Genomic DNA, 25,480 nt, shown 5'->3' on the forward strand with positions numbered 1-25,480 from the left:
GCCCCTCGACACCCGCCCCACCGAGCCACCGGTCGCTGACCCCAGCGAACCGGTGGCCTCGGGCAACACCCCGGCGGCGGCCGACATCGCCGCCATTGCCGGGCTTGGCGCGCAGTTCGACCCGGCCCGCAATCCCGTTGCCGACCTGGAAACGGCCAAGGTCGAGGCCCAGCGCGGCAACAAACGCATCATCCTCGAAGTGGGCAACGCCGCGTGCGAGCCCTGCCATGCGCTGGATGAAGCTGTGGAAGGCAATGGCGATCTGCGCCGCTTCCGTGATGCCCACTACGTGTGGGTGAAGGTCAACGACAGCGCCGAGAACCCGAACGCGGCGTTCCTCGGCCAGTTCCCGCCGCTCGAAGGCGAGCACCCGCACCTGCTGGTGATCGATGCCGACGGCACCCTGCTGGCGCCGCAGCCCAGCGAAGCGATGCGCAAGGGCAAGACCGTGCAGACCGCACGCGTGATGGCGTTCCTCAAACAATGGGCGCCTGACCGGTAGCGCCCGGGCCTCCCGCCCGCTGTCCGGACATCCACGCGCGGCGTGGATCTACAGATCATTACCCTTCGGCCGTTAATGGCAAGGACCTCACTGCGCCATCCGGCGCGACCGGAGCGCCCATGCACAGCGACCACGCCGAACGCCTGCCCGAACCTGCCAGCCCGTTGGCCGAAGGAGAGGCACCCGATGGCGTGAGCCTGCCTGCGCAGGAAGCCCTGCTGGACGACGCCGGCACCGGCGACGACGCGCTGGAGTTGGCACCGCCGCGGCATCGGCTGCCGCAGATTGCCCTGCCCGACAACGTGGTGCTGAAAGGCGCGGTGCAGAAGCTGGTGGAACAGAAGGCGCGGCTGGACCGACTCGCCGCCGAGGGACAGCTGGCCGGCCTGCTGCCGCCGGAATGGCACGGCAACGGCGTGCGTGCGATCGACCTGGCCAGTTTCGTGCAGGGCGTGCTGCCGTTCCTGCAGCCCGCTGAGCGTGGTGAAACCGCACCGGCCCGCCTGCCGGTGCGCCATGTACTGGGCGACGACAGCCGCTGGGGCCTGGCCGACGTACCCGAGCCAAAGTCGCTGGCCTGGTACCTGGCCAGTGATGACCGCGCCAACGCGGGCAGCAAGGATGTCGCCGAGGCTTATCTGGTCGGCGCGCTTGGCCTGGCCTGGATGCAGGAAGGGCGCAGCCGCCCCGGCTTCCTGCGTGCGATGGACCAGGACAGCCTGGCGGCCCGGGTGACCATGCTGGGCTACCCGCCGCCGAGCGAGCTGGCGTTGTACAGCGTGACCGCACACGGCCAGCCGCAGATCTGGTGTGTGCATGGGCGGCGCAGGCTGCGTCCGCTGGTGGCGCCATGGCTGAGCGTGCCGCTGCTGACCGCCTATGGCGTGCCCGCACCGGTGGCGTGGCCAGGCAGCTTCCCGCCCGTCGAGGCCGTGGCCGAGGCGATTGCCGCCGCCCGTCCAGGCAGGCTGCTGCCGGAAGTGGATCTGGGCAGAGTGGTGGCGAAGATCGCCGAAGATGCCTCGTCCGAAGCCTGGCAGCCGGTCAGCCTGCTGCAGCTCAACACCTGGTCGCCACGCTGGCCGTTTTTCCTGGGCACCTTCGTCGGCCTGCCGTCGCTGCTGCTGGTGACTGCCGCACTGGCGTTGCCCGGGGCAGTCGAAGCGGCCACTGTCGCCGCATCGCTGGGCTTTGCAGGTGGCGCCATCGGCGCGCTTGCGGTGCCGTGGATCCATGCGCGGCGCAAGCATCTGAGCTGATCGAGTGGGTCATCCACGCATGGCGTGGATCTGTCGATCCTTGCTGAGTGGAGGCTAGGGATCGATGTCTTCAGCAGTGAGTTCCATGCGTTGCCGGGCACGCTCGGTGGCGGCCTGCAGTCGTTGCTTGAGGACTTCCCGGGAGGGAAGGGAGGTCAGGTACTCCGCCACATGGATGCCTGAGCGGTCCAGCTCCAGCAACTCGATCTGGCCTGCCTTCTTGCCTGTGCAAAGGATGATGCCCAGCGGCGCCTCTTCACCTTCCTCTCGTTCATAACGATCCAGCCAACGCAGATAGAGCTCCATCTGGCCCTTGTACGCTGGCTTGAAGTCACCCATCTTCAATTCGACGGCCACCAGCCTGCGCAGGCGGCGGTTGTAGAACAACAGGTCGAGATGGAAGTCATCGTCGTCGATCTGGATGCGTTTCTGGCGGGCGACGAAACTGAAGCCTGCCCCGAGTTCAAGCAGGAACCCCTGCATTTCACGCAGGATGGCGCCTTCCAGTTCCTGTTCGTCCCAGCAGTCCTTCAACCCGAGAAAATCCAGTACGTACGGGTCGCGCAGGACCAAGCCCGGGGAGAGCTGCTGGTTCCTGCGCAACGCCGACAGCTCATTGGCGATTGTCTGTTCGGGCTGGCTGGAGAGTGCTGTGCGTTCGTACAGCATCGAATCGATGCGCTGGCGCAACATGCGGACACTCCAGCCTTCCGTGCTGGCCATCTGGGCGTAGAAGTCGCGTTTGAGTGGATCAGACAGCGGAATCAGCGCGATGAAATGGGTCCAGCTCAATTGTCGTAGCAGTGATACGACAATCTGCTCGTCGGCAAATGCGATGGAGAACTGCACCATCCTGCGCAGGCTCTTTTCACCGAACGAGCCGCCGAACTCGGTAGACAGCGTTCTTGCGATGCGCTTGAACAGGACCTCCCCATAGCGTGCCCGATGTCCACCCATCTGATCGACATGGATGCGACGTCCTATACGCCAGTAAAGCAGCGTCAGTTCGGCATTGACGGTCCTGACCATTCCGGCGCGGGCCGTGGATATCAGTGTCCGGATATCAGCCAGCAGGTCGTTGGTATGCGGCAGGGTGGGGCGCGGTGTGTCATCCATGAGGTGCTTTCCATCAGGGTCAGGGCTCGGCAATCACCCGCAACGCACTGGCATAGCCCTTGGCGAGACTGGTCAGGTCAAGCAGCCGGTTCAACGACAGCAGCAGGCCTGGCTGGCAGGCCTTCAGGCGATGATGCTCAAGCCAGGCCTCGGTGACGGTTTCCAATGTGGCCAAGGCCTCATCGATGCGCTGCAGGTCGGCATCGCGGTCGATGGGCCCGGTGGTGGGGTGATGGGGGCGTGTCATGGCGAAGCTCCGTAGCGGGCCGCCGGGAAGGCGGCAGGCGATGCGTGGTTGAAAGACCGCTCAAACGCGAAAACGGTGGGCACCAGGCCCCACGCACCGCCCGCCATAAGGCAGACCCGGCTGCAGAATGGCGCCCACCGTAAGATGGGCACCATGGGTGCAGCGTCGTTACGCGTTTGAGTGACGGGCTTTCAACCCCGGCAGCGGTGCTCCGCTGCGCGCCTACCCTCGGACCGATGGGACCGGTAGTCCAATAGGCAATGCCACTCGATACGCGAATGTCGATACAGCCGCTCTGTCGGTCAGGACTCTACCGGCCCGATGCCGAAACATCAGGTGGTAAACGCGACACGTTGAGTCGAACCCGGCCGAAAGACCGTTCGTCGGCGGGCCATGAACACCGCGCGCTGCACGTCATCAATGGCCTGCGCCGGATCCCTCACAGCGCAGCCCGCGACATCATCCACGCCTGGCGTGGATCCATGTGTCGACCAAGGTCGACACCTACCAAGAGCGGCGGCGGGGGGCGCCGCCCCGGGGTCAGACCCCTTCGCCCATCCGCTCCAGGCCATCGCCGGCCAGGCGCAGGATCAGCTTCTCCAGTACCTGCTCTTCTTCCTCGCTCAGCACCGACATCAACTTACGGGTGATCTCGATCACCATCGGCGCGATCGTCTCGTAGACCTCGAACCCCGCCGCCGACAGCGCCAACACCGAACGGCGGCGGTCATCGCCATGCGTCTCACGCTTGATGAAACCGCGCTCCAGCAGGCGGGCCACCGCGCGGCTGACCGCGACCTTGTCCATCGCGATGCGGTCGGAGACCTCGCTGGCCGACGACCCGGGGTACAGCGCCAGGATGGTGATCACCCGCCACTCCGGAATGGCCAGGCCATAGCGGTCGCCGTACAGCTTGGCGATGTTGCCGCTGACCCGGTTGGACAGCACGCTCAGCCGGTACGGCAGGAACTGTTCCAGGTCGAGCAGGACGTGGGAGGCACGCAGGCGGGTGGAAACGGGATCGGCGGGGCTCATGTTGCGGTGCACCTTGCTGGTGGTTTCAAGTGTAACTATAAGTGTCGGGTCCGTACCCTGCATTCTCGCCGGGTCCAACCCCGCCCGCACCTGGTTTGTGCCGATGCGGCACCGATTCGGAGCCACGCCATGAATACCGCAGTCCCGTCCGCCTCGCATCCCAACCCCGGCATGCAGGTCACCACCTTCGAAAACCCGATGGGCATCGACGGCTTCGAGTTCGTCGAATTCGCCGCACCGGCCGGCCGTGGTGCCGAGCTGCACGAGTACTTCCGCAAGATGGGCTTCAGCGCGGTGCTCAAGCACAAGCAGCGTCCGATTACCGTCTATCGTCAGGGCGACGTCAACTTCCTGGTCAATGAAGACCCCGATTCGTTCGCCGCCGACTTCGCTGAAAAGCACGGCCCGTGCGCCTGCGGCTTCGCCATCCGCTTCAAGAAGCCGGGCGCGGAGGTCTACCAGACCGCGCTGGGCAATGGCGCCGAAGCCATCGCCTTCAAGCCGGAAAGCAGGGCGGTCAACGCCCCGGTCATCAAGGGCATCGGTGACTGCATGCTGTACCTGGTGGATCGCTACGGCGCCTCGGGGAGCATCTATGACGGCGACTACGAGCCGATCGCCGGCGCCGAGCTGCGCCCGAAGGGCTTCGGCCTGACCTTCATCGACCACCTGACCCACAACCTGTACTTCGGCAACATGCAGCAGTGGTCGGACTACTACGAGCGCTTGTTCAACTTCCGCGAGATCCGCTACTTCGACATCAAGGGCCTGAAGACCGGCCTGGTGTCCAAGGCGATGACCGCGCCGGACGGCATCGTGCGCATTCCGCTGAACGAATCGTCCGACCCGAAGAGCCAGATCAACGAGTACCTGGACGCGTACAAGGGCGAGGGCATCCAGCACATCGCCTGCTTCACCGAGAACATCTACGAAACGGTCGAAGCCATGCGCGCGCAGGGCGTGGATTTCCTCGACACGCCGGAGACCTACTTCGATGTGATCGACCAGCGCGTGCCCAATCACGGTGAGGATGTCGCCCGCCTGGCGAAGAACAAGATCCTGATCGATGCCGACCCGGAAACCCACCAGCGCAAGCTGCTGCAGATCTTCACCCAGAACTGCATCGGCCCGATCTTCTTCGAGATCATCCAGCGCAAGGGCAACGAAGGCTTCGGCGAAGGCAACTTCACCGCGCTGTTCGAGAGCATCGAACGCGACCAGATCCGCCGCGGCGTGCTGTAAGGTTTCCACCACGGCACCCTCCCACCGGTAGCGCCGGGCCATGCCCGGCGGCTTCCCCAAGGCTTCCAGGAACCTCCATGTCCCCCTCCATCACCGCCCGCGGCTACCAGTCCGGTTTCGGCAACGAGTTCGCCAGCGAGGCCGTGCCCGGTGCGCTGCCCGTCGGCCAGAACTCGCCGCAGAAGGTGGCCCATGGCCTGTATGCCGAGCAGCTGACCGGTACCGCGTTCACCGCACCGCGCGGCAGCAACCGCCGCAGCTGGCTGTACCGGATCCGTCCGGCGGTTACCCACGGCGAGTTCACTCCCTTCGCGCAATCGCAGCTGCAGTGCGATTTCAGTGCACAGCCGGCGTCGCCGAACCAGCTGCGCTGGAGCCCGCTGCCGCTGCCGGAACTGCCCACCGATTTCGTCGAAGGCCTGTACACGATGGGCGGCAACGGTTCGCCCGACGCGCATGCCGGTGTCGGCATCCATCTGTACGCGGCCAACCGTGACATGGTCGGCCGCTACTTCTACGACGCCGACGGCGAACTGCTGATCGTGCCGCAGCTGGGCAGCCTGCGCCTGCTGACCGAGCTCGGCGTGATCGAGATCGAACCGCAGCAGATCGCGGTGATCCCGCGCGGCGTGCGCTTCCGCGTTGAGCTGCCGGATGGCCCGAGCCGCGGCTACATCTGCGAGAACTTCGGCGCACTGCTGAAGCTGCCCGACCTGGGCCCGATCGGTTCCAACGGCCTGGCCAATCCGCGTGATTTCGAGACCCCGCATGCCGCGTTCGAAGACGTCGACGGCGATTTCGAACTGATTGCCAAGTTCGACGGCCGCCTGTGGCGCGCCCCGATCAATCATTCGCCGCTGGACGTGGTCGCCTGGCACGGTAACTACGCGCCGTACCGCTATGATCTGCGCCGCTTCAACACCATCGGTTCGATCAGCCACGACCACCCGGATCCATCGATCTTCCTGGTGCTGCACTCGCCCAGCGACACCCCGGGCACCAGCAACATGGACTTTGCGATCTTCCCGCCGCGCTGGCTGGTGGCGCAGAACACGTTCCGTCCGCCGTGGTTCCACCGCAACATCGCCAGCGAGTTCATGGGCCTTGTGCATGGTGCCTACGACGCCAAGGCCGAAGGCTTCGTACCGGGTGGCGCGTCGTTGCACAACTGCATGAGCGGCCACGGTCCGGATGCCCCGACCTTCGACAAGGCCTCCAATGCGGACCTGTCCAAGCCGGATGTGATCAAGGACACCATGGCCTTCATGTTCGAGACCCGTGGGGTGATCCGCCCGACCGCGCAGGCGCTGGCAGCAAGCCACCGGCAGGGCGATTACCAGCAGTGCTGGAACGGCCTGCGCAACAATTTCCGTTGATCGTCTGCATCCACGCATGGCGTGGATCTACCGGGAATCGCGATATCGCGTGTACGCGTAACGTGGATCCATCCGGGCACGTGATGTAGTAGATCCACGCCATGCGTGGATGCTGTTCGCCGGTTCAGGCAATGGCCGCGAACGCGCTGCAATGCTCCACCGGCAGCGCCTCCATCAGCCGCTGCCGCACGCGCTGGCAGTACCCTTCCGAGGTCAGCGCCGGCAGCACCTGCAGCGCCGATTGCATCACCCGCAGCACCTCGCCTTCGGCACGCGCCTGCTGCAGGTCGCGGAACAGCGCCGCGGCGTTGGGATGCCGCTGCATCTCCAGGATCCCCAGCACATAGATGCGCGCGGCAACCAGCGAGCGGCGGCGCTCGACCGGCGCGGCAGAAGCGGCAGTGACTGACGGCGCCAGCGGAGCCGTCATCGCAACTGGCGCAGGTGGCGTGGAGGCGGGTGTGTCCGCAGCGGTCACCAGGTAGCCGCCTTGGATCAGCTGGATCACCATCGCTGCCGCGTCCTGCCCCAGCAGTGCGGTCAGCTCGGCGATGCTGCGCTGGCCATCACAGAGGATCAGCAGGCGTCGCTGGCGCATGTCCAGCGGTGCGCGGTGGGCCTGCAGCGCGGTTCGGGCGAGGTCGGTCTTGCGCGGTTGCATGGGGAGGACAGCCAAGTCGGTGCTCGCCGAGCCTGAATGAGGGCGATGAAACCGCGATGACAATGCAGCGCCTGCACGCCGGCTGCGGTAGCGTGCACCCACCCTGTGCCAAGGATACGCACCGATGAAGCATCTCCCGATGGCCGGCCTGCTGCTGTTGTCGTTGGCCGCCTGCAACCGTAGTCCCGACACCGCCGCACCGGCAGCGCCGCCCGCGGCCACCGCACCGGCGAAGGATGCCTCCGTTCCCGCCGACGCCGACCTGGCCACCGCTTCGCCGGTGGATCCGCGCAGCGACAGCCCGGCACGCCTGGATGGCTTCGGCGGCGCCACGCTGGGCGCAGGCATCGCCGAGGTCCGCAGTGGCTTCGGCACCCCCTTGCAGGGTCTGGGTACCGACGCCACGGGCAAGCCGCTGCCTGCCGACGATGCCAATGAAGGCTGCTATTTCCTGCGCCCGCAGGGGGCCGAAGACCCGCGCCTGATGTTCGAGGCGCGCAAGCTGGTCCGCTACGATGTACGCAGCCCGTCCATCGTCGCTCCCGGTGGCGGCCGGGTCGGCATGACCCTGGGCGAGCTGCAGGTGCTCTATCCCGAGCGCGCCGACGTCGGTCCTGACAAGTACGACGACAAGGCCCAGCACCTGCGCGTGCGCCCGGCGCAGGACGGAGCGGCGATCATCGATTTCGCCCTCGGCGCTGACGGCAAGGTCGGCGCCTGGCGGGTCGGCAGGACCCCGCAGGTGGACTACGCCGAAGGCTGCGGCTGATCGGCCATCCTCGGCTCACCCGCCGCGGGTGGGCCGAGCGTAGAATCGCGCCACGACCGCTGGGGAGCGCCCGATGATCGCTATTGCCATTGCCTGGTTCCTGCTCGGCCTGCTGTTGCTGGCCCTGGGTGGGGACTCCATCGTCAAAGCCGTGTCCGGCCTGGCGCAGCGTTTCGGCGCCAGTGCATTCACCGCAGGCCTGCTGTTGCTGGGTATCACCACCTCGCTGCCGGAGCTGGCGGTCAACGCCCGCGCGCTGGTGGTGGGCCAGCCGGAGCTGGCCTTGGGCAATGCCGTCGGCAGCAGCGTGGTCAACCTCGGCCTGACCCTGGCGGTGGCCGCGATGGTCTCGCCGTTGCTGCTGCGCGCGCGCCTGCAGGCCGTGCTGTGGTGGGGGCTGCTGGCCGCGGGCCTGCTGCTGATCGTGTTCGGACTCGATGGCCGCCTGCTGCGCTGGGAGGCCGGCGTGCTGGTGGCCGGGTTCGTGGTGGTGCAGTTGCTGCTGCTGCGTCGCGGACGCCATGAGAGCGCCGAGGTACAGGCGATCATTGCCGAGTCGGCCCTGAGCCGCACCAGCCTGCCGTTGAACGTGCTGCGCCTGCTGGTTGCCGCACTGGCGTTGTATTGGGGCGCGCGCCTGGTGGTCGGTGCCGCCGCTGATTTCGGCGCCGCGCTGGGCTGGACGCCGCTGCTGGTGGGTCTGCTGCCGGTGGCGATCGGCACTGCGTTGCCGGAGGTGGCGGCCGCGGTCGCGGCAGCACGCCGTGGTCACGGCGACATGGTGCTGGGCCACGTGCTCGGCTCCAGCGTGGTCAACCTGATGCTGGTGATCGGTGCGATGGGGCTGCTGCAGCCGCTGGCGTTGCCAGCCTCGTTCGTGCGCCTGGAACTGCCGGCGCTGCTGGCCTTCGCACTGGTGCTGTACCCGATGCTGCGCGGCGACCTGCGCATCAGCCGCATCGAAGGTGCGGTGCTGCTGGGCGCGTTCGTGGCCTGGCTGGGGCTGGAAATCGCGCTGGTCACACCGGTCTGAGGTAGTGCCGGCCGCTGGCCGGCAACCTCGGCGAACTCGCAGCCAGGCATGGCCTGGCTCTACTGGCGGTTATCCGGGGTCGTGCCGACCAACGGTCGGCACCCACCGTCAACGCGCGGTGGTTTCCTCTTCCCGCTCCGGTTCCGGCGGGGGCAGCTGCTCGTCTTCGGCACGCTCGTTGCCCGGCAGGCTGGGGCGCGTTTCCATCAGCAGCGACAGTGCGGCCTTGGCCATCAGGTGCGCGCTGATCGGTGCGGTGATGAACAGGAACACGGTGATCAGCAGCTCGCGCGGCTGCGGGTCCTGGCCCAGGAAGATGTGGTAGCACACCGAGCACACCAGCACGCAGCCCACGCCCAGCGTGCTGGCCTTGGTCGGTGCGTGCAGGCGCTTGAAGAAGGTGGACAGCTTCACCAGGCCCAGTGCGCCGACCAGGATGAAGAAGCAGCCGAACAGCAGCAGGATCGACAGCGCGATCTGGATGAAGGTGATCATTCGACGATGTCCCGGCGCAGCACGAACTTGCTCAGCACCACGGTGCTGCCGAAGCCGAGCATGGCGATGATCAGTGCCGCCTCGAAGTAGATCGCCGAATTGAGGTACATGCCGAACAGCATCAACTCGGCGATGGCGGTCACCGACAGCGTATCCAGTGCAAGGATGCGGTCGGGCACGGTCGGCCCGCGCAGCAGGCGCCAGGTGGCCAGCAGCATGGCCAGGCCGACCACGTGCATGCACACCACCAGGGTGGTCTGGATGATCTGGAATCCAGTCATGGGAAGATCTCCATCAACGGGGCTTCATAACGGCGCTTGATCGTGTCGATCAGCTCCTGCGGGTCTTCCAGGTGCAGCACGTGCACCAGCAGGAATTTGCGGTCGTCGCTGAGGGCGGCCGACACCGTGCCGGGGGTCAGGGTGATCATGCTGGTCAGCGCGGCGATGCCGTGGATGTTGGCGATGTCCAGCGGCAGCCAGATGAAACCAGGGTGGATGTTCTTTTCCGGGCCCAGTACCTGGATGGCCACGCGGATGTTGGACATCAGGATGTCCCACAGGGTCACCAACAGCAGCTTCGGCAGCGGCCGCAGGGTGCCGATGCGGGCGAACTCGCGGTCCAGGCGCGCGGCGAACAGCGGAATGACCACGCCCAGCAGCAGGCCCAGCAGGAACTGGCCGAGCGTGAAGCTGTCGGACATCAACAGCCAGAACACCACCACCATCACGCTCAGCGCGGGCGAGGGCAGCAGGCGGCGGATCGGGGAACGCTTGGCGGTCATGGCTGGCGGATCTCCGGCGTGGTCGCGCGCAGCTGCTGCACGTAGTCGCCCGGATGCAGCAGCTGGGTGGCGATGGCGTCGGTGTGCTGCATCAGCGGGGCAGCGAACAAGGTCATGCCGATGCCGTACGCCAGCAGGATGCAGGCGGCAAACAGCTCCACACGGCGCAGTGGTGCCTTGCGCGGTGGCGGTGCATCGGGATCGGGCAGCGGCACGCGCCAGAACAGGCGGATGCCGCCGCGGGTCAGGCCCATGATGACCAGCAGGCTGCTGACCAGCACTGCAGTCCACACCGCGCCGGTGTACTGCGCCGGCATGCCGGCCAAGAGTGCGGCCTTGGCCAGGAAGCCGGACAGCGGCGGCAGGCCGGCCACCGACACCGCCGCAATCAGGAACAGCACGGCCGGGGTCTCCTTGCCGGGCATCGGTGCGATCACTTCCTTGCGGTCGCTGGCGCCGCCACGACGGCGTCGGATCAGGTCGGCGACCAGGAACAGTGCGGCGGCGACGAAGCTGCTGTGCGGCAGGTAGTACAGGCCAGCCGACAGCACCTGAGGCGTGCCCACCGAAAAGGCGATGAACAACGTGGCCGCCGAGACGATCACCAGATACGAAATCAGCACGCGCAGGCGCGCGGCGGCCAACGCGCCCAGGCCACCCAGCACCAGCGTCGCTACGCCGGCCCACAGCAGCCAGTCGCGGCCGTAGCCGGCCATCGCCCCCGCATCCTCGCCGAACCACAGCATCTGGATGCGCAGCACGGCATACAGGCCCACCTTGGTCATGACCGCAAACAGCGCCGCCACCGCCGCCGGCGCACGCGCATACGATTCGGGCAGCCACAGGTACAGCGGCATCAGCGCGGCCTTGGCACAGAACACCAGCAGCAACAGGCCCATCGTCGCCTTCACCAGGGTCAGCTGCGCAGGCGGCACTTCGGCGATGCGCTGCGACAGCTCGGCCATGTTCAATGAACCCAGCGAGGCGTACAGCAGGCCCAGTGCGATCAGGAACAGGGTCGAGGCGGTGACGTTGAACACCACGTAGTGCAGGCCGATGCGCATGCGCAGGCCACGGCCGCCACTGAGCAGCAGGCCGTAGGAGGCGATCAGCATCACCTCGAAGAACACGAACAGGTTGAAGATGTCGCCGGTCAGGAAGGCGCCGTTGAGGCCGACCAGCTGGAACTGGAACAGCGCATGGAAGTGCGGTGCGCGCCGGTCCCAACCCGAACACGCATGCAGCAGGCAGGGGATGGCCAGCAGCAGGGTGGTCAGCAGCATCCACGCCGACAGCCGGTCGGCCACCAGTGCGATGCCCAGGCGCGACGGCCAGTCACCCAGCAGGTACACGCGGATGTCGCCGCCTGCGGTGTCGGCGAACAACACCCCGACCACCACCGCCAGCGCGCCCAGCGCGGTCCACGCCACGGCGCGCTGCACCTTTGGCCCATAGCGGCGGTGTTCAACGAACAGCGACAACGCAGCGCCGAGCAGCGGTACCAGGATCGGCAGGATCACCAGATGATTCATGCGCGGTCCTCATCCCGGCGCGGCGGTGCATCGTCGTCCGGCTCGTGCGCGTCCACGTGGTCACTGTGGTTGTCGCTGCGGCTGCGCATGGCCAGCACGATGCTGACGGCGGTCATCGCAAAGGCAATGACGATGGCGGTCAGCACCAGCGCCTGCGGCAGCGGATCGGTGTAGTTGCCCAGGTGGCTTTCCACCCCTTCCTGCAGCACCGGCGCCTTGCCCTGCACCACGCGGCCACCGGCGAAGATCAGCAGGTTGGTGGCGTAGGACAGGAAGGTCATGCCGAGGATCACATCGAAGCTGCGCGCGCGCAGCAGCAGGTAGATGCCGATGGCGGTCAGCACGCCGATCGCAGAGGCCAGGGCCAGTTCCATCAGTGCATCTCCCCCGTTCGTGCCGAGCGGCGTTGCAGGTCGATCTCGCCCTTGCGCGCGGTGCGCGTCCGCGAGGGTTTGACGGTGGCCATCATCGACAGCATCAGCATCGCGCCACCGAACACCACCAGGTACACGCCGATATCAAAACCAATCGCGCTGGCCAGCGGTACATCGCCGATCAACGGCAGGTGCAGGTCCAGGTGGCCGCTGGTCAGGAACGGCACGCCGAACAGCATCGACGCGGCGCCACTGAGGATGGCGATCAGCAGTCCGATGCCGATGCAGCGGATGTAGTCGAAGCCGAAACGTGACTCCACCGAGGCGGTGCCCTGGATCACGTACTGGATCAGCAGCGGCACCGCCAGCACCAGGCCGGCGATGAAGCCGCCGCCCGGCGCGTTGTGGCCGCGCAGGAACAGGAAGATGGAGACCGTCAGGGTCAGCGGGAACATGATCTGGGCCAGATCGGCCGGCACCGGCAGCTTGATCGGCGGACCGGGCATGATCTGCTCCGGCGCCATCCGCGTGCGCCGCAGCAGCGCATGCACGACCAGTGCGGCAATGCCGAACACGGTGATCTCGCCGAAGGTATCGAAGCCACGGAAGTCGACCAGGATCACGTTGACCACGTTCTGGCCGTACGCCTCGGGCAGGGCGCGGGCAAGCAGCTCGCCGGCCATGGTGTTCGGCGGCAGGGTCATCGCGCTGTAGGCCAGCGCGCCCAGGCCGGCACCGGCCACGATCGCGATCAGCGCATCACGGCGCTTGCGCCAGCGCGGCCGCTCCGGGCCGGACTGTGCCGGCAGGTAGTTCATGCCCAGCAGCATCAGCACCAGGGTCACCATCTCCACCAGCAGCTGGGTCAGCGCCAGGTCCGGTGCGGACAGGAACACGAAGGTCAGCGCCACCATCAGGCCGACGCCGCCGACCAGCAGCACGGCCAGCAGGCGCTGCTTGTACATGCGCAGGGTCGCCACCGCGCAGGACATCATCACCAGCCACAACGCCCAGCCCAGCAGCGGTATCGGCTGCGGTCCGGTCCATTCCGGCGAGGCCGGGTTGGCGATGTAGGGCGCGGCGGCGACCACGATCGCCACCAGCACCAGGCCCAGCAGCATGCGCTGCAGGCTGCCGTTGGCGATGCCGGCGGTCAACCGCTGCGCACCGGCCGACAGCAGGTCCAACTGGTGGTGGAAGACGTTGCGTCCCGGCGTGGTGTTGGTTACCGCATGCAGATCGATCAGCTTGCGCAGGCCGAAGTAGAGGGCCACGCCACCGACCACGCCAGCGGCGCTCATCGCCAGCGGCAGGTTGAAGCCATGCCAGATCGACAGGTTGTACTCGGGCATCGCGCTGCCGAGGATCGAGGCGGCTGCCGCGTGCAATACCGGGGCTACGGTCACGGCCGGGGCGATACCCACCGCCACGCAGATCACCACCAGGATTTCCACCGGTACCTTCATCCAGCGCGGCGGCTCGTGCGGCACGCGGTCCAGGCCATGCGGGCCCTTGCCGAAGAACGTGTCGTGCACGAAGCGCAGGCTGTAGGCCACGCCGAACACACCGGCCAGCAGCGCGGCGATCGACACCGCCGTGCGCATGGTGTCGGTGCCGCCCGCCGAGAGCGCTTCGGCGAACAGCATTTCCTTGGACAGGAAGCCGTTGAGCAGCGGGATGCCGGCCATCGCCAGCGAGGCGATGATCGCCAGCGCGCTGGTGAACGGCATCAGCCTGCGCAGGCCACCGAGCTTGCGCATGTCACGGGTGCCGGTCTCGTGGTCGATGATGCCGGCGGCCATGAACAGCGAGGCCTTGAAGGTGGCGTGGTTGATGATGTGGAACACGCCGGCGACCACCGCCATCGGCGTGGACAGGCCGAACAGCAGGGTGATCAGGCCCAGGTGCGAGATCGTCGAATAGGCCAGCAGGCCCTTCAGGTCATGCTGGAAGATCGCGTTCCAGGCACCGATCAGCAGGGTGATCGCACCGATGCCGCTGACCGTGTAGAAGAACAGATCGCTGCCGGCCAATGCCGGATGCAGGCGCGCCAGCAAGAAGACGCCCGCCTTCACCATGGTGGCCGAGTGCAGGTAGGCCGACACCGGGGTGGGCGCGGCCATCGCGTGCGGCAGCCAGAAGTGGAACGGGAACTGCGCGCTCTTGGTGAAGATGCCCGCCAGCACCAGGAACAGGGCATAGGGGTACAGCGCGCTGGCGCGGATCTGCTCGCCGGCGGCCAGCACCACGTCCAGGTCGAAGCTGCCGACGATGCGGCCGATCAGCAGCACGCCGGCCAGCAGCGCCAGGCCGCCGCCACCGGTGATCACCAGCGCCATCCGCGCGCCCTCGCGCGCGTCCTGGCGGTGCGACCAGAAACCGATCAGCAGGAACGAGCTGATGCTGGTCATTTCCCAGAAGACCATCAGCAGCAACAGGTTGCCCGACAGCACCATGCCCAGCATGGCGCCCATGAACAGCAACAGGTAGGTATAGAAGCGGTGCGCGTTGTCCTGGCTGCTGAGGTAGTAGCGCGCATACAGCACCACCAGTGCGCCGATGCCCAGCACCAGTCCGGCGAACATCCAGGCCAGGCCATCCAGGCGCAGGGTGAAGTCCAGGCCGATCTGTGGCAGCCACGGCACCATCGTGCGCACCACCTGGCCATCAAGCACCGAAGGGGTCAGCCAGGCGAGGATCGCCAGCCCCCCCAACGGCGCCAGCGCCGCCAGCCAGGCAGCAGTCGAGCGCGAACTACGGGGGAAGGCTGCGACAGCCACTGCCATCAGGAACGGCAGGGCCAGCAGCAGGGGCAGGCTGGGGAGCATGCAGGGAATCCATGATTCACGAGCAGGTCAGGGAGCATAACAGGCTGCCAAATGTCGCCGAAACCCATTGAACAGCGATCAATTGCATGTAACGTGCGCTGATTCATTTTTTCTGCGATGCAGCATGCCGCGCGGATGACCCATCAGGACCCGGTGGGCAGGTCCACCCTACGCCCACGCAGGGACAGCGCAGCCCCTGTCGCACAGGGACCGCCGCCGCTGGGCGGGGCAAGGTGAGGAGGTCACCGCGGCAGGCTGGCAGGCGCGCCGTGCAGTGTCGGTGATGGGATCTGCCCGTTCAGGAAACGAAGGCGTCGACGCGGCGACGCTGGTCAGTAGCGCCAGTCGAGCTTGCGATAGGCCTTGGCCATCACCCACGCCGGGCCGATCAGCAGGTAGGTCAGGTCGGTCAGGAAGCTGGGCTTGCGGCCTTCGAACTTGTGGCCGATGAACTGCGCGATCCAGGCGACGACGAATACGCCGATGGCCAGCGAGCGCAGGTTGTGCAGGCCGATTTCCGCTTCCAGCAGCCGGCACAGGCAGCCGAACACGAAGAACTGGATGAGCATGCCGATGCCCAGCGGACGCGACAGCTTGTTGTAGAAGCACCAGGCGCTGAACATCGCCAACGCCGACCAGATGCCGTACTGGAACCAGGTGATCAGCGGCGGCACGCACCACAGCAGGGCCACCACCGACCACAGGATCGACGGCACCGCCACCACGTGGATGCGCTGGTTGACCACATTGCGGTGGTCGTCGGAGTAGCTGGCGAAATAGCGGTCGATCGGACGCGCAAGCTGGGTGCTGGTCTGCATGTGGCCAGCATACCCCGGCCGGGGCCGGCAGTAGAGCCAGGCCATGCCTGGCTTCAGTTTCGCGGGGTTGCCGGCCAGCGGCCGGCACTACCAACCGCCAGTAGAGCCAGGCCATGCCTGGCTGCAGTTTCGCCGAGGTTGCCGGCCAGCGGCCGGCACTACCAACCGTCAGTAGAGCCAGGCCATGCCTGGCTGCAGGTTCGCCGGGGTTGCCGGCCAGCGGCCGGCACTACCAACCGGCAGTAGAGCCAGGCCATGCCCGGCTGCAGGTTCGCCGGGGTTGCCGGTCAGCGGCCGGCACTACCAACCGGCAGTAGAGCCAGGCCGTGCCTGGCTGCAGGTTCGCGGGGTTGCCGGCCAGCGGCCGGCACTACCAACCGGCAGNAGAGCCAGGCCATGCCCGGCTGCAGGTTCGCCGGGGTTGCCGGTCAGCGGCCGGCACTACCAACCGCCAGCAGAGCCAGGCCATGCCTGGCTGCAGGTTCGCCGAGGTTGCCGGCCAGCGGCCGGCACTACCAACCGGCAGTAGAGCCAGGCCATGCCTGGCTGCAGTTTCGCCGAGGTTGCCGGCCAGCGGCCGGCACTACCGACCGGCAGTAGAGCCAGGCCATGCCTGGCTGCAGTTTCGCCGGGGTTGCCGGCAGCGGCCGGCACTACCGCACTCAGAACGCCCCCGCCACGCGGGCCGGGGGCGCAGGGGAATCAGTCGACGCTGATCCCGGCCAGGCGCTGCAGCGCCTCGGCGTACTTGGCGCGGGTGCGCTCGATGATCTCCGCCGGGATGCTCGGGCCCGGGGCGGTCTTGCCCCAGTCCAGCGTCTCCAGGTAGTCACGCACGAACTGCTTGTCGTAGCTCGGCGGGCTGGTGCCCACTTCGTACTCGTCGGCAGGCCAGTAGCGCGAGGAATCCGGCGTCAGCATCTCGTCCATGATGTACAGGCGACCGTCGGCGTCGGTACCGAACTCGAACTTGGTGTCGGCCAGGATGATGCCGCGCTCGCGTGCGTAATCGGCCGCGAACTTGTAGATGCGCAGCGTCGCGTCGCGCACCCGCTCGGCCATCTCCGCACCGACCGTCTTCACCATCGCGTCGAAGTCGATGTTCTCGTCATGGTCACCAACGGCGGCCTTGGTCGAGGGGGTGAAGATCGGTTCGGGCAGCTGCTCGGCCTGGCACAGGCCGTCGGGCAGCTCGATGCCGCTGACCTTGCCGGTGCGCTGGTAGTCCTTCCAGCCGCTGCCGATCAGGTAGCCACGGGCGATGGCTTCCACCGGTACCGGCTTCAGCTTGCGGGTGACCACCGCGCGCTTGGCGTACAGGGCCGCGTCCACGCCCTCGGGCAGCACGCTGGCCACATCGATGCCGGTCAGGTGGTTGGGCATCAGGTGCGCGGTCTTGGCGAACCAGAAGTTGGACACTTGGCAGAGCATCTCGCCCTTGCCCGGGATCGGGTCGGGCAGGACCACGTCGAACGCCGACAGGCGATCGGTGGCGACCATCAAGAGGTAGTCCCCCGGTGGGGTACCGGCCGGCAGTCGCTCGCGCGGGATATCGAACACATCACGCACCTTGCCGCGGTGGCGCAAGGGCAGGCCGGGGAGATCGGATTGCAACAGCGTGGTTGGCACGGGCACTCCTGGGGCTTCGTCGAGACGGCTGCCCAGGGGACCCGGCGGGCCCGCAACTGGTCAGCGGGCGGCCTAGTGTAAAGCGGTCCGGGCCCGCTGTGACGTAAAATGAGCGTCCATTTCGTCGGCCGACCCCGGAGCGCCATGCGCTGGTACGGAAAACTGCTCGGATTCATCGCCGGGGCCCTGCTGTTCCGGCCCAATCCGCTGTTCGGCGCGGTGGTCGGCCTGTTGCTGGGGCATGCCTTCGACAGCGACTGGTTCCGCCTGAACAAGGAGAACCCGTACCGCGAGCTGGGGCTGACCTCCGAGGCCACCGATGCCGAGGTCGAGCGCGCCTACCGCAAGCTGATCTCCCAGTACCACCCCGACAAGCTGGGCGGCGCCGCCCCCGAGCTGCAGCAGCAGGCCGAGCAGAAGTCGCGGCGCCTCAACGCCGCCTACGACCGCATCAAGGCCCTGCGCAAGCGCTGACCCCATTGCCCCGCCTGCGGGCGGGAGACCCCTTTCCCCGTTCCGAAGGCCCCGGCCATGTCCAACTGCCTCATCGCTCCTTCCATCCTCTCGGCCAACTTCGCCCGCCTGGGCGAGGAAGTCGACAACGTCCTGGCCGCAGGCGCCGATTGGGTCCATTTCGATGTGATGGACAACCACTACGTGCCCAACCTGACCATCGGCCCGATGGTCTGCCAGGCCCTGCGCAAGCACGGCGTCACCGCGCCGATCGACGTGCACCTGATGGTCGAGCCGGTGGACCGCATCATCCCGGACTTCGCCGAGGCCGGTGCCACCTACATCAGCTTCCACCCGGAGGCCAGCCGCCACGTGCACCGCACCATCCAGCTGATCCGCTCGCTGGGCTGCAAGCCGGGCATCGTGCTCAACCCGGCCACTCCGGTGGACATCCTCGACTGGGTGCTGGACGACCTCGACCTGGTGCTGCTGATGTCGGTCAACCCGGGCTTCGGCGGCCAGGCCTTCATTCCGTCGGCCTTGGACAAGCTGCGCGCGGTGCGCCAGAAGATCGATGCCAGCGGCCGTGACATCCGCCTGGAGATCGACGGTGGCGTGAAGGCCGACAACATCGGCGAGATCGCCGCTGCTGGCGCCGACACGTTCGTTGCCGGCTCGGCCATCTTCAACGCCAAGTCCAGCTACCAGGACGTGATCGCGCAGATGCGCGCCAACGTCGCTGCAGCACGGGGCTGAGCCATGAGCACAGTGGCCGTGTTGAACATCCGCCCGGCCACCGTCGCCGACGCCGGCCTGATCCTTCGGTTCATCCGCGAACTGGCGATCTACGAGAAGGCTGAGCATTCGGTGCAGACCGACGAGATCGGCATCGCCGAAAGCCTGTTCGGCGCCGACGCCACCGCCCGCGCGCTGGTCTGCGAGGCGAACAGCGAAGCCATCGGCTACGCGGTGTATTTCTACAACTATTCCACCTGGCTGGGACGCAAGGGCATCTACCTGGAAGATCTGTACGTGAGCCCGGAAAAACGTGGCTCCGGCGCGGGCAAGGCGCTGCTGAAGTACATCGCCCGCCAGGCGGTAGCTGAAGGGTGTGGTCGCTTCGAGTGGTCGGTGCTGGACTGGAACACGCCGGCCATCGAGTTCTACACCGCAGCTGGCGCCAGACCGCAGGACGAGTGGACGGTGTACCGGTTGGAAGGTGAGGCGCTGAAGGCATTCGCCGGGTAGGCCGAGTCCTGGTGACTGGTGTGCCGATGAAATACGCCATTGCCGCACTCCGCCAGCGGCTGCCGGCCTCGATTGCTGTCTGCAGGCAGGCGCTGGAGGCTTCCGGCGGTGACCTGTCACAGGCGCACGCCTTGGTGGTTGATCAGCTCGTGGCCGATTACGGGAACCGCACAGGGTTGGGGGCCGCCGAGGCCGCCATCGAGTTGCAGGCCGCTGGCCATGACGTGGAACGCGCCATGATGCTTTGGCGACGCCGCCACCCATCGCCGCCGCCGCGGCCATTGGCGGCGCTTGAAAAGGGATGGGCGCTGGCAGCGGAGCTGGCTTTGGCGGACACCGGGTTGCGCTGTTTCGCCCATGTCATTCCTGGCGAACAAGACACCTACGAGCTGCGCTTGATCACCCACGCCGCACGCTTCACCGAGACCGCCTATGGCTTCGACTACGACTACGCCATGCAGGACGCGCAGACGCGGGTGGAACGCAGGTTCGTGACCGGAATTGCGGCGCTCGACCTTCTGTTGCAGGAGTTCGCAATTGATGAAGCGATGTTGTGCAGCATCGATGCCTTCGACAGCTGCCTCCTGCACGGTCCCATCGAGGCTTACCTGTAAGCCGATATGCAGCGCCGCGCAGCAAAAAAAAAGCCACGCCAAACGCTGGCGTGGCCTTGCTGCATGCGTGGGAGGCTGATCCTGCCTCCATCCGTCGTCCCTGCTATGGCCTTCCATTCTCCGGGTGGCCGATGACACCTGCATGACATGCCGCGCGGGCGAGCCCAGCGTCATGACCTGAACGGTTGCCTCGGCCTTTCACTGGCCACGAACGCGCGGTTGCTAGCCTGTGCCGCCCTTCCCTGGAAGCACCGCATGAGCACACCGCGCTGGCGCCTGATCCTCAACGGCAAGTCCGCAGGCAACGATGACCTGCGCGAGGCCGTGGGCCATTGGCGCGAACGCGGCGTGCAGCTGGAAGTGCGTGTGACCTGGGAAGACGGTGATGCCGAGCGCTACGTCGCCGAGGCCATCGACCACGGCGTGGACGTGATCGTGGCCGCCGGTGGCGACGGCACGCTCAGCGCGGTCGCCGAGACGCTGGCGCATCGCGACGAGCCGGCTGAGGCGCTGCCTTCGCTGGCGTTGGTGCCGATGGGCACCGCCAACGATTTCGCCGCCGCCGCGGGCATTCCGGTGGAGCCGCAGGAGGCCTTCGCACTGGTTGCCAGCGGCCACCCACGCCCGATGGATCTGCTGCGCGTCGATGCCGACGGCAAGCCCTGGTGGTGCGCCAACCTCGCCAGCGGTGGCTTCGGTACCCAGGTCACGGTGGAAACCGATGCCGGCTTGAAGAAGATGCTTGGCGGTTTGGCGTATGTCATTACCGGCATCGCCAAGCTCGGTCGTATCGAACCGATCACCGCGCGCCTGAGCGGGCCGGATTTCCAGTGGGAAGGTGGGTTCATCGCGCTGGGTATCGGTAACGGCCGCCAAGCGGGTGGTGGCCAGCAGCTGTGCCCGCAGGCACTGATCGATGACGGCCTGCTGGATGTCACCGTGGTGCCGGAACTGGAGGGTGAAGTCGCAGCCACCCTTGGACAGATGCTGACCGGCGGCAAGGAGGCGGCGCTGGAGCGTGTCGCCAGGCGCGCGCAGCTGCCGTGGTTGCAGATCGACGCTCCGCAGTCGCTGACGTTGAACCTGGACGGCGAACCGGTGCAGGCACGCCGCTTCCGCATCGACTGCGTGGCGGGCAGGGTGCGGATGCATCTGCCGGATGACTGCGTGCTGCTGTCGGAACGCTGAGCGCGCGAGGACCGGCCGAGGGACGCGATCGACGCCGGTCGCAAGCCGGAGCGGGGAGATCGCGGGCCCCGCAGCAGGTACAGGGAACCCAAGGTCAGCCGCGGCGGATGGGCCTGGGCGAAGACAAACCGCCCGTCGCCAAAGGGTTTCCCTGCGGCCAAAGCTGCGATACAGTCATTGGGTGTCCAGCCTGACGACCCCGCATACCCTTTCTTCCGCACGCCGTTGGTGGCGATGGTGGCCTGTTGCCGTCGTCCGTCCCCATAACGCTGTGTCCCGGAAGGAAAGTCGTCTTGATCTCGCACGCTCAGTTTCAGCAGCAGGCCGCTGAAGGCCACACCCATATCCCCGTTGTCCGCGAAGTGCTGTCCGACCTGGACACGCCGCTTTCGGTCTATCTGAAGCTCGCCGACGGCCCCAATACCTACCTGTTTGAATCCGTCGAAGGCGGCGAGCGCTTTGGTCGTTACTCGATCATCGGCCTGCCGGCGCGCCGCGTGTACGCCTTCCACGGCCACACCCTGACGGTGCGCGAGGACGGCCAGGTGGTGGAAACCCGCAAGGTGGCCGATCCGTTTGCCGAGGTCGAGGCGCTGCGCAGTGCCCACTCGGTGCCGAAGCTGGAAGGCCTGCCGGGCTTCACCGGTGGCCTGGTCGGCTGGTTCGGGTTCGAGTGCATCGGCTACATTGAGCCGCGCCTGGCATCGCCGGCCGGCCGCGACGAGTTGGGTACGCCGGACATCCTGCTGCTGCACTCCGATGAGCTGGCGGTGTTCGACAACCTGAAGGGTCGCTTGTACCTGATCGTGCATGCTGATCCGCGTGTCGAAGGTGCCTTCGATCAGGCCCAGACCCGCCTGGATGCGCTGACCGCCAAGCTGCGTGCGCCGGGCGCGGGCTATCCCGCACCGCTGACCAGCGACGTGCTGGACGAGTCCGATTTCGTTTCCGGCTTCACCCGCGAAGGCTTCGTCGATGCGGTCCAGCGCAGCAAGGAGTACATCCGTGCCGGCGACATCTTCCAGGTGGTGCTCAGCCAGCGCCTGAGCGTGCCGTTCAAGGCACGCCCGGTGGATGTGTACCGTGCGCTGCGGGCACTGAACCCGTCGCCGTACATGTATTTCCTCGATGTCGGCGACCTGCAGGTGGTCGGTTCCTCACCGGAAATTCTGGTACGCCTGCAACATACCCATGACGGCGTGGGTGAAGTGACCGTGCGCCCGATCGCCGGCACCCGCCCGCGTGGTGCCACGCCCGAGCTGGATCAGGCGCTGGAGGCAGAACTGCTGGCCGATCCGAAGGAGCGCGCCGAGCACCTGATGCTGATCGACCTGGGCCGCAACGACGCCGGCCGCGTGTCCAAAGCCGGTACCGTGGAAGTGGGCGAGCAGTTCGTGATCGAACGCTACAGCCACGTCATGCACATCGTCAGCGAAGTGACCGGGCAGCTGCAGCCGGGCCTGAGTTACGCCGACGTGCTGCGCGCCACCTTCCCGGCCGGTACGGTCAGCGGTGCGCCGAAGATCCGCGCGCTGGAAGTGATCCGCGAGCTGGAACCGATCAAGCGCAATGTCTACGCCGGCAGCATCGGCTACATCGGCTGGCACGGCGATGCCGATACCGCGATCGCGATCCGCACCGCCGTGATCAAGGACGGCCGCCTGTACGTGCAGGCCGGCGCCGGCATCGTCTACGACTCGGACCCCGACAAGGAGTGGGACGAGACGATGAACAAGGGCCGCGCGCTGTTCCGTGCCGTCGCCCAGGCCGCCAAGGGCCTGTGAGTTTCCCCGTGCTGTGGCCTGCGCCGCAGCACCCCTCGCTGTTTCCATTCAAGACAAGGAGTACCGGATGAAGCTGCTGAGCGCATTGCTGTGGTTGTCGCTGCTGGCCACGATGGCCCCGTCTGCCTGGGCGCAGGCCAACACCATTCCCTCGCAGCCGCACCTGCTGGTGAAGGGCGAGGGCGCGCGAACGGTGATGCCGGACCGGTTCACCTTCGAACTGCTGGTCAAGTCCACCGATCTTCAGCCGGATACGGCGCGCTCGCGCGTGCAGGGCAATGTCGATGCGGTGCTGGGTGCGTTCAAGCGCAACCATGCACTTCCGGCAAGCGTGGTGGCGGACAACCTGACCATCCAGCCGGACTACCGCTACAGCGTGCAGGGCAAGCAGGAATACTTGGGGACACGGGTGAGCCGGCGCCTGAAAGGCAGCTTCGGCACCACCGGCGACCTGCAGGCCTTCCTGCGCGCGGTCGATGCCAGCGATGACCTGCAGATCAGCAGCATGCGGCCTGGCTACTCGAAGGAAGCCGCACTGCGTGGCGAACTCAAGGCCGAAGCGGCAACGCAGACACGCGCCTCCGCCAAGCTCCTTGCCACGGCCTATGGCGCGCGCATCACCGGCCTCTACAGCATCTCCGACGTGGCCCCGAACTTCGCCTACGGCGTGCAGGCAGGCAACTGGCCCCGCAGCGGTGACATGGTCACACCTCCCAGCCCGCCGGCTCCGGCACAGACCAGCATCGAGACAACCGGCTCGCGCGCGCGCGAATCCATCGAAGCCGGCCCCATCACCTACACCGAAAACGTGTACGCCATTTTCCTGATAAGCGACGGAACCTGACCATGTTGTGGATGATCGACAACTACGACAGCTTCACCTACAACCTCGTGCAGTACCTGCAGACGCTGGGTGCCGAAGTGAAGGTGGTGCGCAACGATGCGATGAGCGTGGACGAGATCGCCGCGCAGAAGCCCGAACGCATCGTCATTTCGCCCGGCCCGTGCACGCCCAACGAAGCGGGCGTGTCGCTGGAGCTGATCCGGCGCCTGGGCCCGACTACGCCGATCCTCGGCGTGTGCCTGGGCCACCAGGGCATCGGCCAGGTCTACGGCGGCACGGTCATCCGCGCCGGAAACATCATGCACGGCAAGACCTCGCCGATCCGCCATGAGGGCAAGGGCGTGTTCGCCGGCCTGCCGGACGGTTACCAGGCCACCCGCTACCACTCGCTGGTGGTGGACAAGAACAGCCTGCCCGACGCGCTGGAAGTGACCGCGTGGACCGAAAACGAGGATGGCTCGATCGAAGAGATCATGGGCCTGCGCCACCGCCAGTTCCCGGTGGAGGGCGTGCAGTTCCATCCCGAATCGATCCTCACCGAGCATGGTCACGCGCTGCTGCGCAATTTCCTGCAGCGCCCGGCTGCCTGATCCAAGGAGTATTCCGATGAGCTTCTCCCCCCAGGAAGCCCTGCAACGCACCATCGAACACCGCGAGATCTTCTTCGACGAAATGGTCGACCTGATGCGGCAGATCATGCGTGGCGATGTCTCGCCGATGATGACCGCCGCCATCCTCACCGGCCTGCGCGTGAAGAAGGAAACCATCGACGAGATCGCCGCCGCGGCAACGGTGATGCGCGAATTCGCGCTGGCGGTGCCGGTTGCCGATACCACCCACCTGGTCGACATCGTCGGCACCGGTGGCGATGGCTCGCATACCTTCAACATCTCCACCTGCGCGATGTTCGTTGCCGCTGCGGCCGGCGCGCGCGTGGCCAAGCATGGCAACCGCAGCGTGTCGTCCAAATCCGGCAGCGCCGACGCAGTCGAGGCATTGGGGGCGGCGATCGAACTGCAGCCGGCGCAGGTGGCCGCAGCCATCGAACAGACCGGCATCGGTTTCATGTTCGCGCCGATCCACCATCCGTCGATGAAGGTGGTGGCGCCGGTCCGTCGCGAGATGGGGGTGCGCACCATTTTCAACATCCTCGGGCCGCTGACCAACCCGGCCAGCGCACCGTCGGTGCTGATGGGCGTGTTCCATCCCGACCTGGTGGGCATCCAGGCGCGCGTGCTGCGCGAACTGGGTACAGAACGTGCCATGGTGGTCTGGGGCCGCGACAACATGGACGAGATCTCGCTGGGCGCCGGCACCCTGGTGGGTGAGCTGCGCGACGGCAAGGTACGCGAGTACGAGATCCATCCGGAAGACTTCGGCATCGCCATGTCGGCCAGCCGCAACCTGCGCGTGGACGGCCCGGAGCAATCCATTGCCATGCTGCGCGCGGTGCTCGACAACGAGCCGGGTCCGGCGCTGGACATCGTCGCCCTGAATGCGGGCGCAGCGTTGTACGTGGCCGGCGTAGCCAGCGATATCGGCGACGGCCTGGCCCGTGCCCGCGCGGTCATCGCCGACGGCAGCGCCCGTGCCCGCCTGCAGCAGTACGTCGATACCACCCGCGCGCTGGTTGCCTGAGCGCGCGGTTC

At 66.8% G+C, this 25,480-nt stretch carries 27 protein-coding genes; 15 read left to right on the plus strand and 12 right to left on the minus strand.

Features of this window, described 5'->3' with window-relative positions; all coding sequences use genetic code 11:
• On the plus strand, positions 1–502 hold a 502-nt coding region (locus TEP_RS01420), incomplete at its 5' end, for a thioredoxin family protein (RefSeq protein ID WP_132826418.1).
• Between the two features lie 119 nt (positions 503–621).
• Entirely contained in the window at positions 622–1,761 is a 1,140-nt protein-coding gene (locus TEP_RS01425; protein ID WP_132823861.1) for a hypothetical protein, read from the plus strand.
• 54 nt (positions 1,762–1,815) lie between these two features.
• Here TEP_RS01425 and TEP_RS01430 read toward each other — a convergent pair whose 3' ends face one another.
• From TEP_RS01430 to TEP_RS01440, 3 genes are all read right to left on the minus strand, one after another.
• A complete protein-coding gene (locus TEP_RS01430) occupies positions 1,816–2,877 on the minus strand; it encodes a PDDEXK nuclease domain-containing protein (protein WP_132823863.1) in 1,062 nt (353 codons plus the stop codon).
• Positions 2,878–2,896: 19 nt separating this feature from the next.
• Positions 2,897–3,124, minus strand: a complete 228-nt coding sequence (locus TEP_RS01435) for a hypothetical protein (protein ID WP_033832409.1) — start codon at positions 3,122–3,124, stop codon at positions 2,897–2,899.
• A 540-nt stretch (positions 3,125–3,664) separates the two neighbouring features.
• Entirely contained in the window at positions 3,665–4,159 is a 495-nt protein-coding gene (locus tag TEP_RS01440; RefSeq protein ID WP_132823864.1) for a MarR family winged helix-turn-helix transcriptional regulator, read from the minus strand.
• A gap of 129 nt (positions 4,160–4,288) precedes the next feature.
• Between TEP_RS01440 and hppD the strand changes: the two genes are divergently transcribed.
• Complete coding sequence (gene hppD / locus TEP_RS01445) at positions 4,289–5,401, plus strand: 4-hydroxyphenylpyruvate dioxygenase (RefSeq protein WP_206140165.1); 1,113 nt, start codon at positions 4,289–4,291, stop codon at positions 5,399–5,401.
• Between the two features lie 77 nt (positions 5,402–5,478).
• Positions 5,479–6,777 carry a homogentisate 1,2-dioxygenase gene (gene hmgA / locus TEP_RS01450; RefSeq protein ID WP_032976636.1) on the plus strand — a complete coding sequence of 433 codons (1,299 nt, stop codon included), beginning with the start codon at positions 5,479–5,481 and terminating at the stop codon, positions 6,775–6,777.
• A gap of 124 nt (positions 6,778–6,901) precedes the next feature.
• Here hmgA and TEP_RS01455 read toward each other — a convergent pair whose 3' ends face one another.
• A complete protein-coding gene (locus tag TEP_RS01455) occupies positions 6,902–7,438 on the minus strand; it encodes a hypothetical protein (RefSeq protein ID WP_132823866.1) in 537 nt (178 codons plus the stop codon).
• A 124-nt stretch (positions 7,439–7,562) separates the two neighbouring features.
• Between TEP_RS01455 and TEP_RS01460 the strand changes: the two genes are divergently transcribed.
• Both TEP_RS01460 and TEP_RS01465 read left to right on the plus strand, forming a co-directional pair.
• On the plus strand, positions 7,563–8,207 hold the full coding sequence (locus TEP_RS01460) for a hypothetical protein (RefSeq protein ID WP_025874595.1): 645 nt from the start codon (positions 7,563–7,565) through the stop codon (positions 8,205–8,207).
• Positions 8,208–8,280: 73 nt separating this feature from the next.
• On the plus strand, positions 8,281–9,240 hold the full coding sequence (locus TEP_RS01465) for a sodium:calcium antiporter (RefSeq protein WP_132823868.1): 960 nt from the start codon (positions 8,281–8,283) through the stop codon (positions 9,238–9,240).
• A 108-nt stretch (positions 9,241–9,348) separates the two neighbouring features.
• Here the strand turns inward: TEP_RS01465 and TEP_RS01470 are convergent, their stop codons facing one another.
• From TEP_RS01470 to TEP_RS01505, 8 genes are all read right to left on the minus strand, one after another.
• Positions 9,349–9,735 carry a Na+/H+ antiporter subunit G gene (locus tag TEP_RS01470; RefSeq protein ID WP_025874597.1) on the minus strand — a complete coding sequence of 129 codons (387 nt, stop codon included), beginning with the start codon at positions 9,733–9,735 and terminating at the stop codon, positions 9,349–9,351.
• A complete protein-coding gene (locus TEP_RS01475; protein ID WP_025874598.1) occupies positions 9,732–10,016 on the minus strand; it encodes a K+/H+ antiporter subunit F in 285 nt (94 codons plus the stop codon). Before TEP_RS01475 ends, TEP_RS01470 begins: the two co-directional genes overlap by 4 nt.
• Entirely contained in the window at positions 10,013–10,519 is a 507-nt protein-coding gene (locus tag TEP_RS01480; protein ID WP_093818195.1) for a Na+/H+ antiporter subunit E, read from the minus strand. Before TEP_RS01480 ends, TEP_RS01475 begins: the two co-directional genes overlap by 4 nt.
• A complete protein-coding gene (locus TEP_RS01485; protein ID WP_132823870.1) occupies positions 10,516–12,051 on the minus strand; it encodes a monovalent cation/H+ antiporter subunit D in 1,536 nt (511 codons plus the stop codon). Before TEP_RS01485 ends, TEP_RS01480 begins: the two co-directional genes overlap by 4 nt.
• On the minus strand, positions 12,048–12,425 hold the full coding sequence (locus tag TEP_RS01490; protein WP_132823872.1) for a Na+/H+ antiporter subunit C: 378 nt from the start codon (positions 12,423–12,425) through the stop codon (positions 12,048–12,050). Before TEP_RS01490 ends, TEP_RS01485 begins: the two co-directional genes overlap by 4 nt.
• Positions 12,425–15,253 (minus strand): monovalent cation/H+ antiporter subunit A, encoded by a 2,829-nt coding sequence (locus TEP_RS01495; protein ID WP_132823874.1) that lies wholly within the window; start codon positions 15,251–15,253, stop codon positions 12,425–12,427. The genes TEP_RS01490 and TEP_RS01495 overlap by 1 nt, the downstream gene beginning before the upstream one ends.
• A gap of 332 nt (positions 15,254–15,585) precedes the next feature.
• Entirely contained in the window at positions 15,586–16,071 is a 486-nt protein-coding gene (locus tag TEP_RS01500) for an Mpo1-like protein (RefSeq protein ID WP_132823876.1), read from the minus strand.
• 702 nt (positions 16,072–16,773) lie between these two features.
• The gene (locus TEP_RS01505) at positions 16,774–17,700 is read right to left on the minus strand and encodes a phosphoribosylaminoimidazolesuccinocarboxamide synthase (protein WP_165933882.1); all 927 of its coding nucleotides are present in this window, start codon (positions 17,698–17,700) and stop codon (positions 16,774–16,776) included.
• A 144-nt stretch (positions 17,701–17,844) separates the two neighbouring features.
• On the opposite strand from TEP_RS01505, the gene TEP_RS01510 reads away from it, so the two are divergent.
• From TEP_RS01510 to trpD, 9 genes are all read left to right on the plus strand, one after another.
• Entirely contained in the window at positions 17,845–18,174 is a 330-nt protein-coding gene (locus TEP_RS01510) for a DnaJ domain-containing protein (RefSeq protein ID WP_132823880.1), read from the plus strand.
• A 57-nt stretch (positions 18,175–18,231) separates the two neighbouring features.
• Positions 18,232–18,909, plus strand: a complete 678-nt coding sequence (rpe, locus tag TEP_RS01515; protein ID WP_132823882.1) for a ribulose-phosphate 3-epimerase — start codon at positions 18,232–18,234, stop codon at positions 18,907–18,909.
• 12 nt (positions 18,910–18,921) lie between these two features.
• Positions 18,922–19,401 carry a GNAT family N-acetyltransferase gene (locus tag TEP_RS01520; RefSeq protein ID WP_132826420.1) on the plus strand — a complete coding sequence of 160 codons (480 nt, stop codon included), beginning with the start codon at positions 18,922–18,924 and terminating at the stop codon, positions 19,399–19,401.
• A gap of 26 nt (positions 19,402–19,427) precedes the next feature.
• The gene (locus TEP_RS01525) at positions 19,428–20,015 is read left to right on the plus strand and encodes a hypothetical protein (RefSeq protein ID WP_132823884.1); all 588 of its coding nucleotides are present in this window, start codon (positions 19,428–19,430) and stop codon (positions 20,013–20,015) included.
• 255 nt (positions 20,016–20,270) lie between these two features.
• Positions 20,271–21,203, plus strand: coding sequence for a lipid kinase YegS (yegS, locus tag TEP_RS01530; RefSeq protein ID WP_132823886.1), 933 nt, complete (start codon positions 20,271–20,273; stop codon positions 21,201–21,203).
• A 293-nt stretch (positions 21,204–21,496) separates the two neighbouring features.
• Positions 21,497–22,987 (plus strand): anthranilate synthase component I, encoded by a 1,491-nt coding sequence (gene trpE / locus TEP_RS01535; protein ID WP_132823888.1) that lies wholly within the window; start codon positions 21,497–21,499, stop codon positions 22,985–22,987.
• 67 nt (positions 22,988–23,054) lie between these two features.
• Positions 23,055–23,831 (plus strand): SIMPL domain-containing protein, encoded by a 777-nt coding sequence (locus tag TEP_RS01540; RefSeq protein ID WP_132823890.1) that lies wholly within the window; start codon positions 23,055–23,057, stop codon positions 23,829–23,831.
• 2 nt (positions 23,832–23,833) lie between these two features.
• Entirely contained in the window at positions 23,834–24,421 is a 588-nt protein-coding gene (locus tag TEP_RS01545) for an aminodeoxychorismate/anthranilate synthase component II (protein WP_025874614.1), read from the plus strand.
• Positions 24,422–24,437: 16 nt separating this feature from the next.
• Positions 24,438–25,469: an anthranilate phosphoribosyltransferase gene (trpD, locus tag TEP_RS01550; protein WP_025874615.1), complete on the plus strand. Its 1,032-nt coding sequence runs from the start codon at positions 24,438–24,440 to the stop codon at positions 25,467–25,469.
• The last annotated feature ends 11 nt before the right edge of the window (positions 25,470–25,480 follow it).

It is taken from the genome of Stenotrophomonas sp. TEPEL, assembly GCF_004348785.1.
Taxonomy (GTDB): Bacteria; Pseudomonadota; Gammaproteobacteria; order Xanthomonadales; family Xanthomonadaceae; genus Stenotrophomonas; species Stenotrophomonas indicatrix.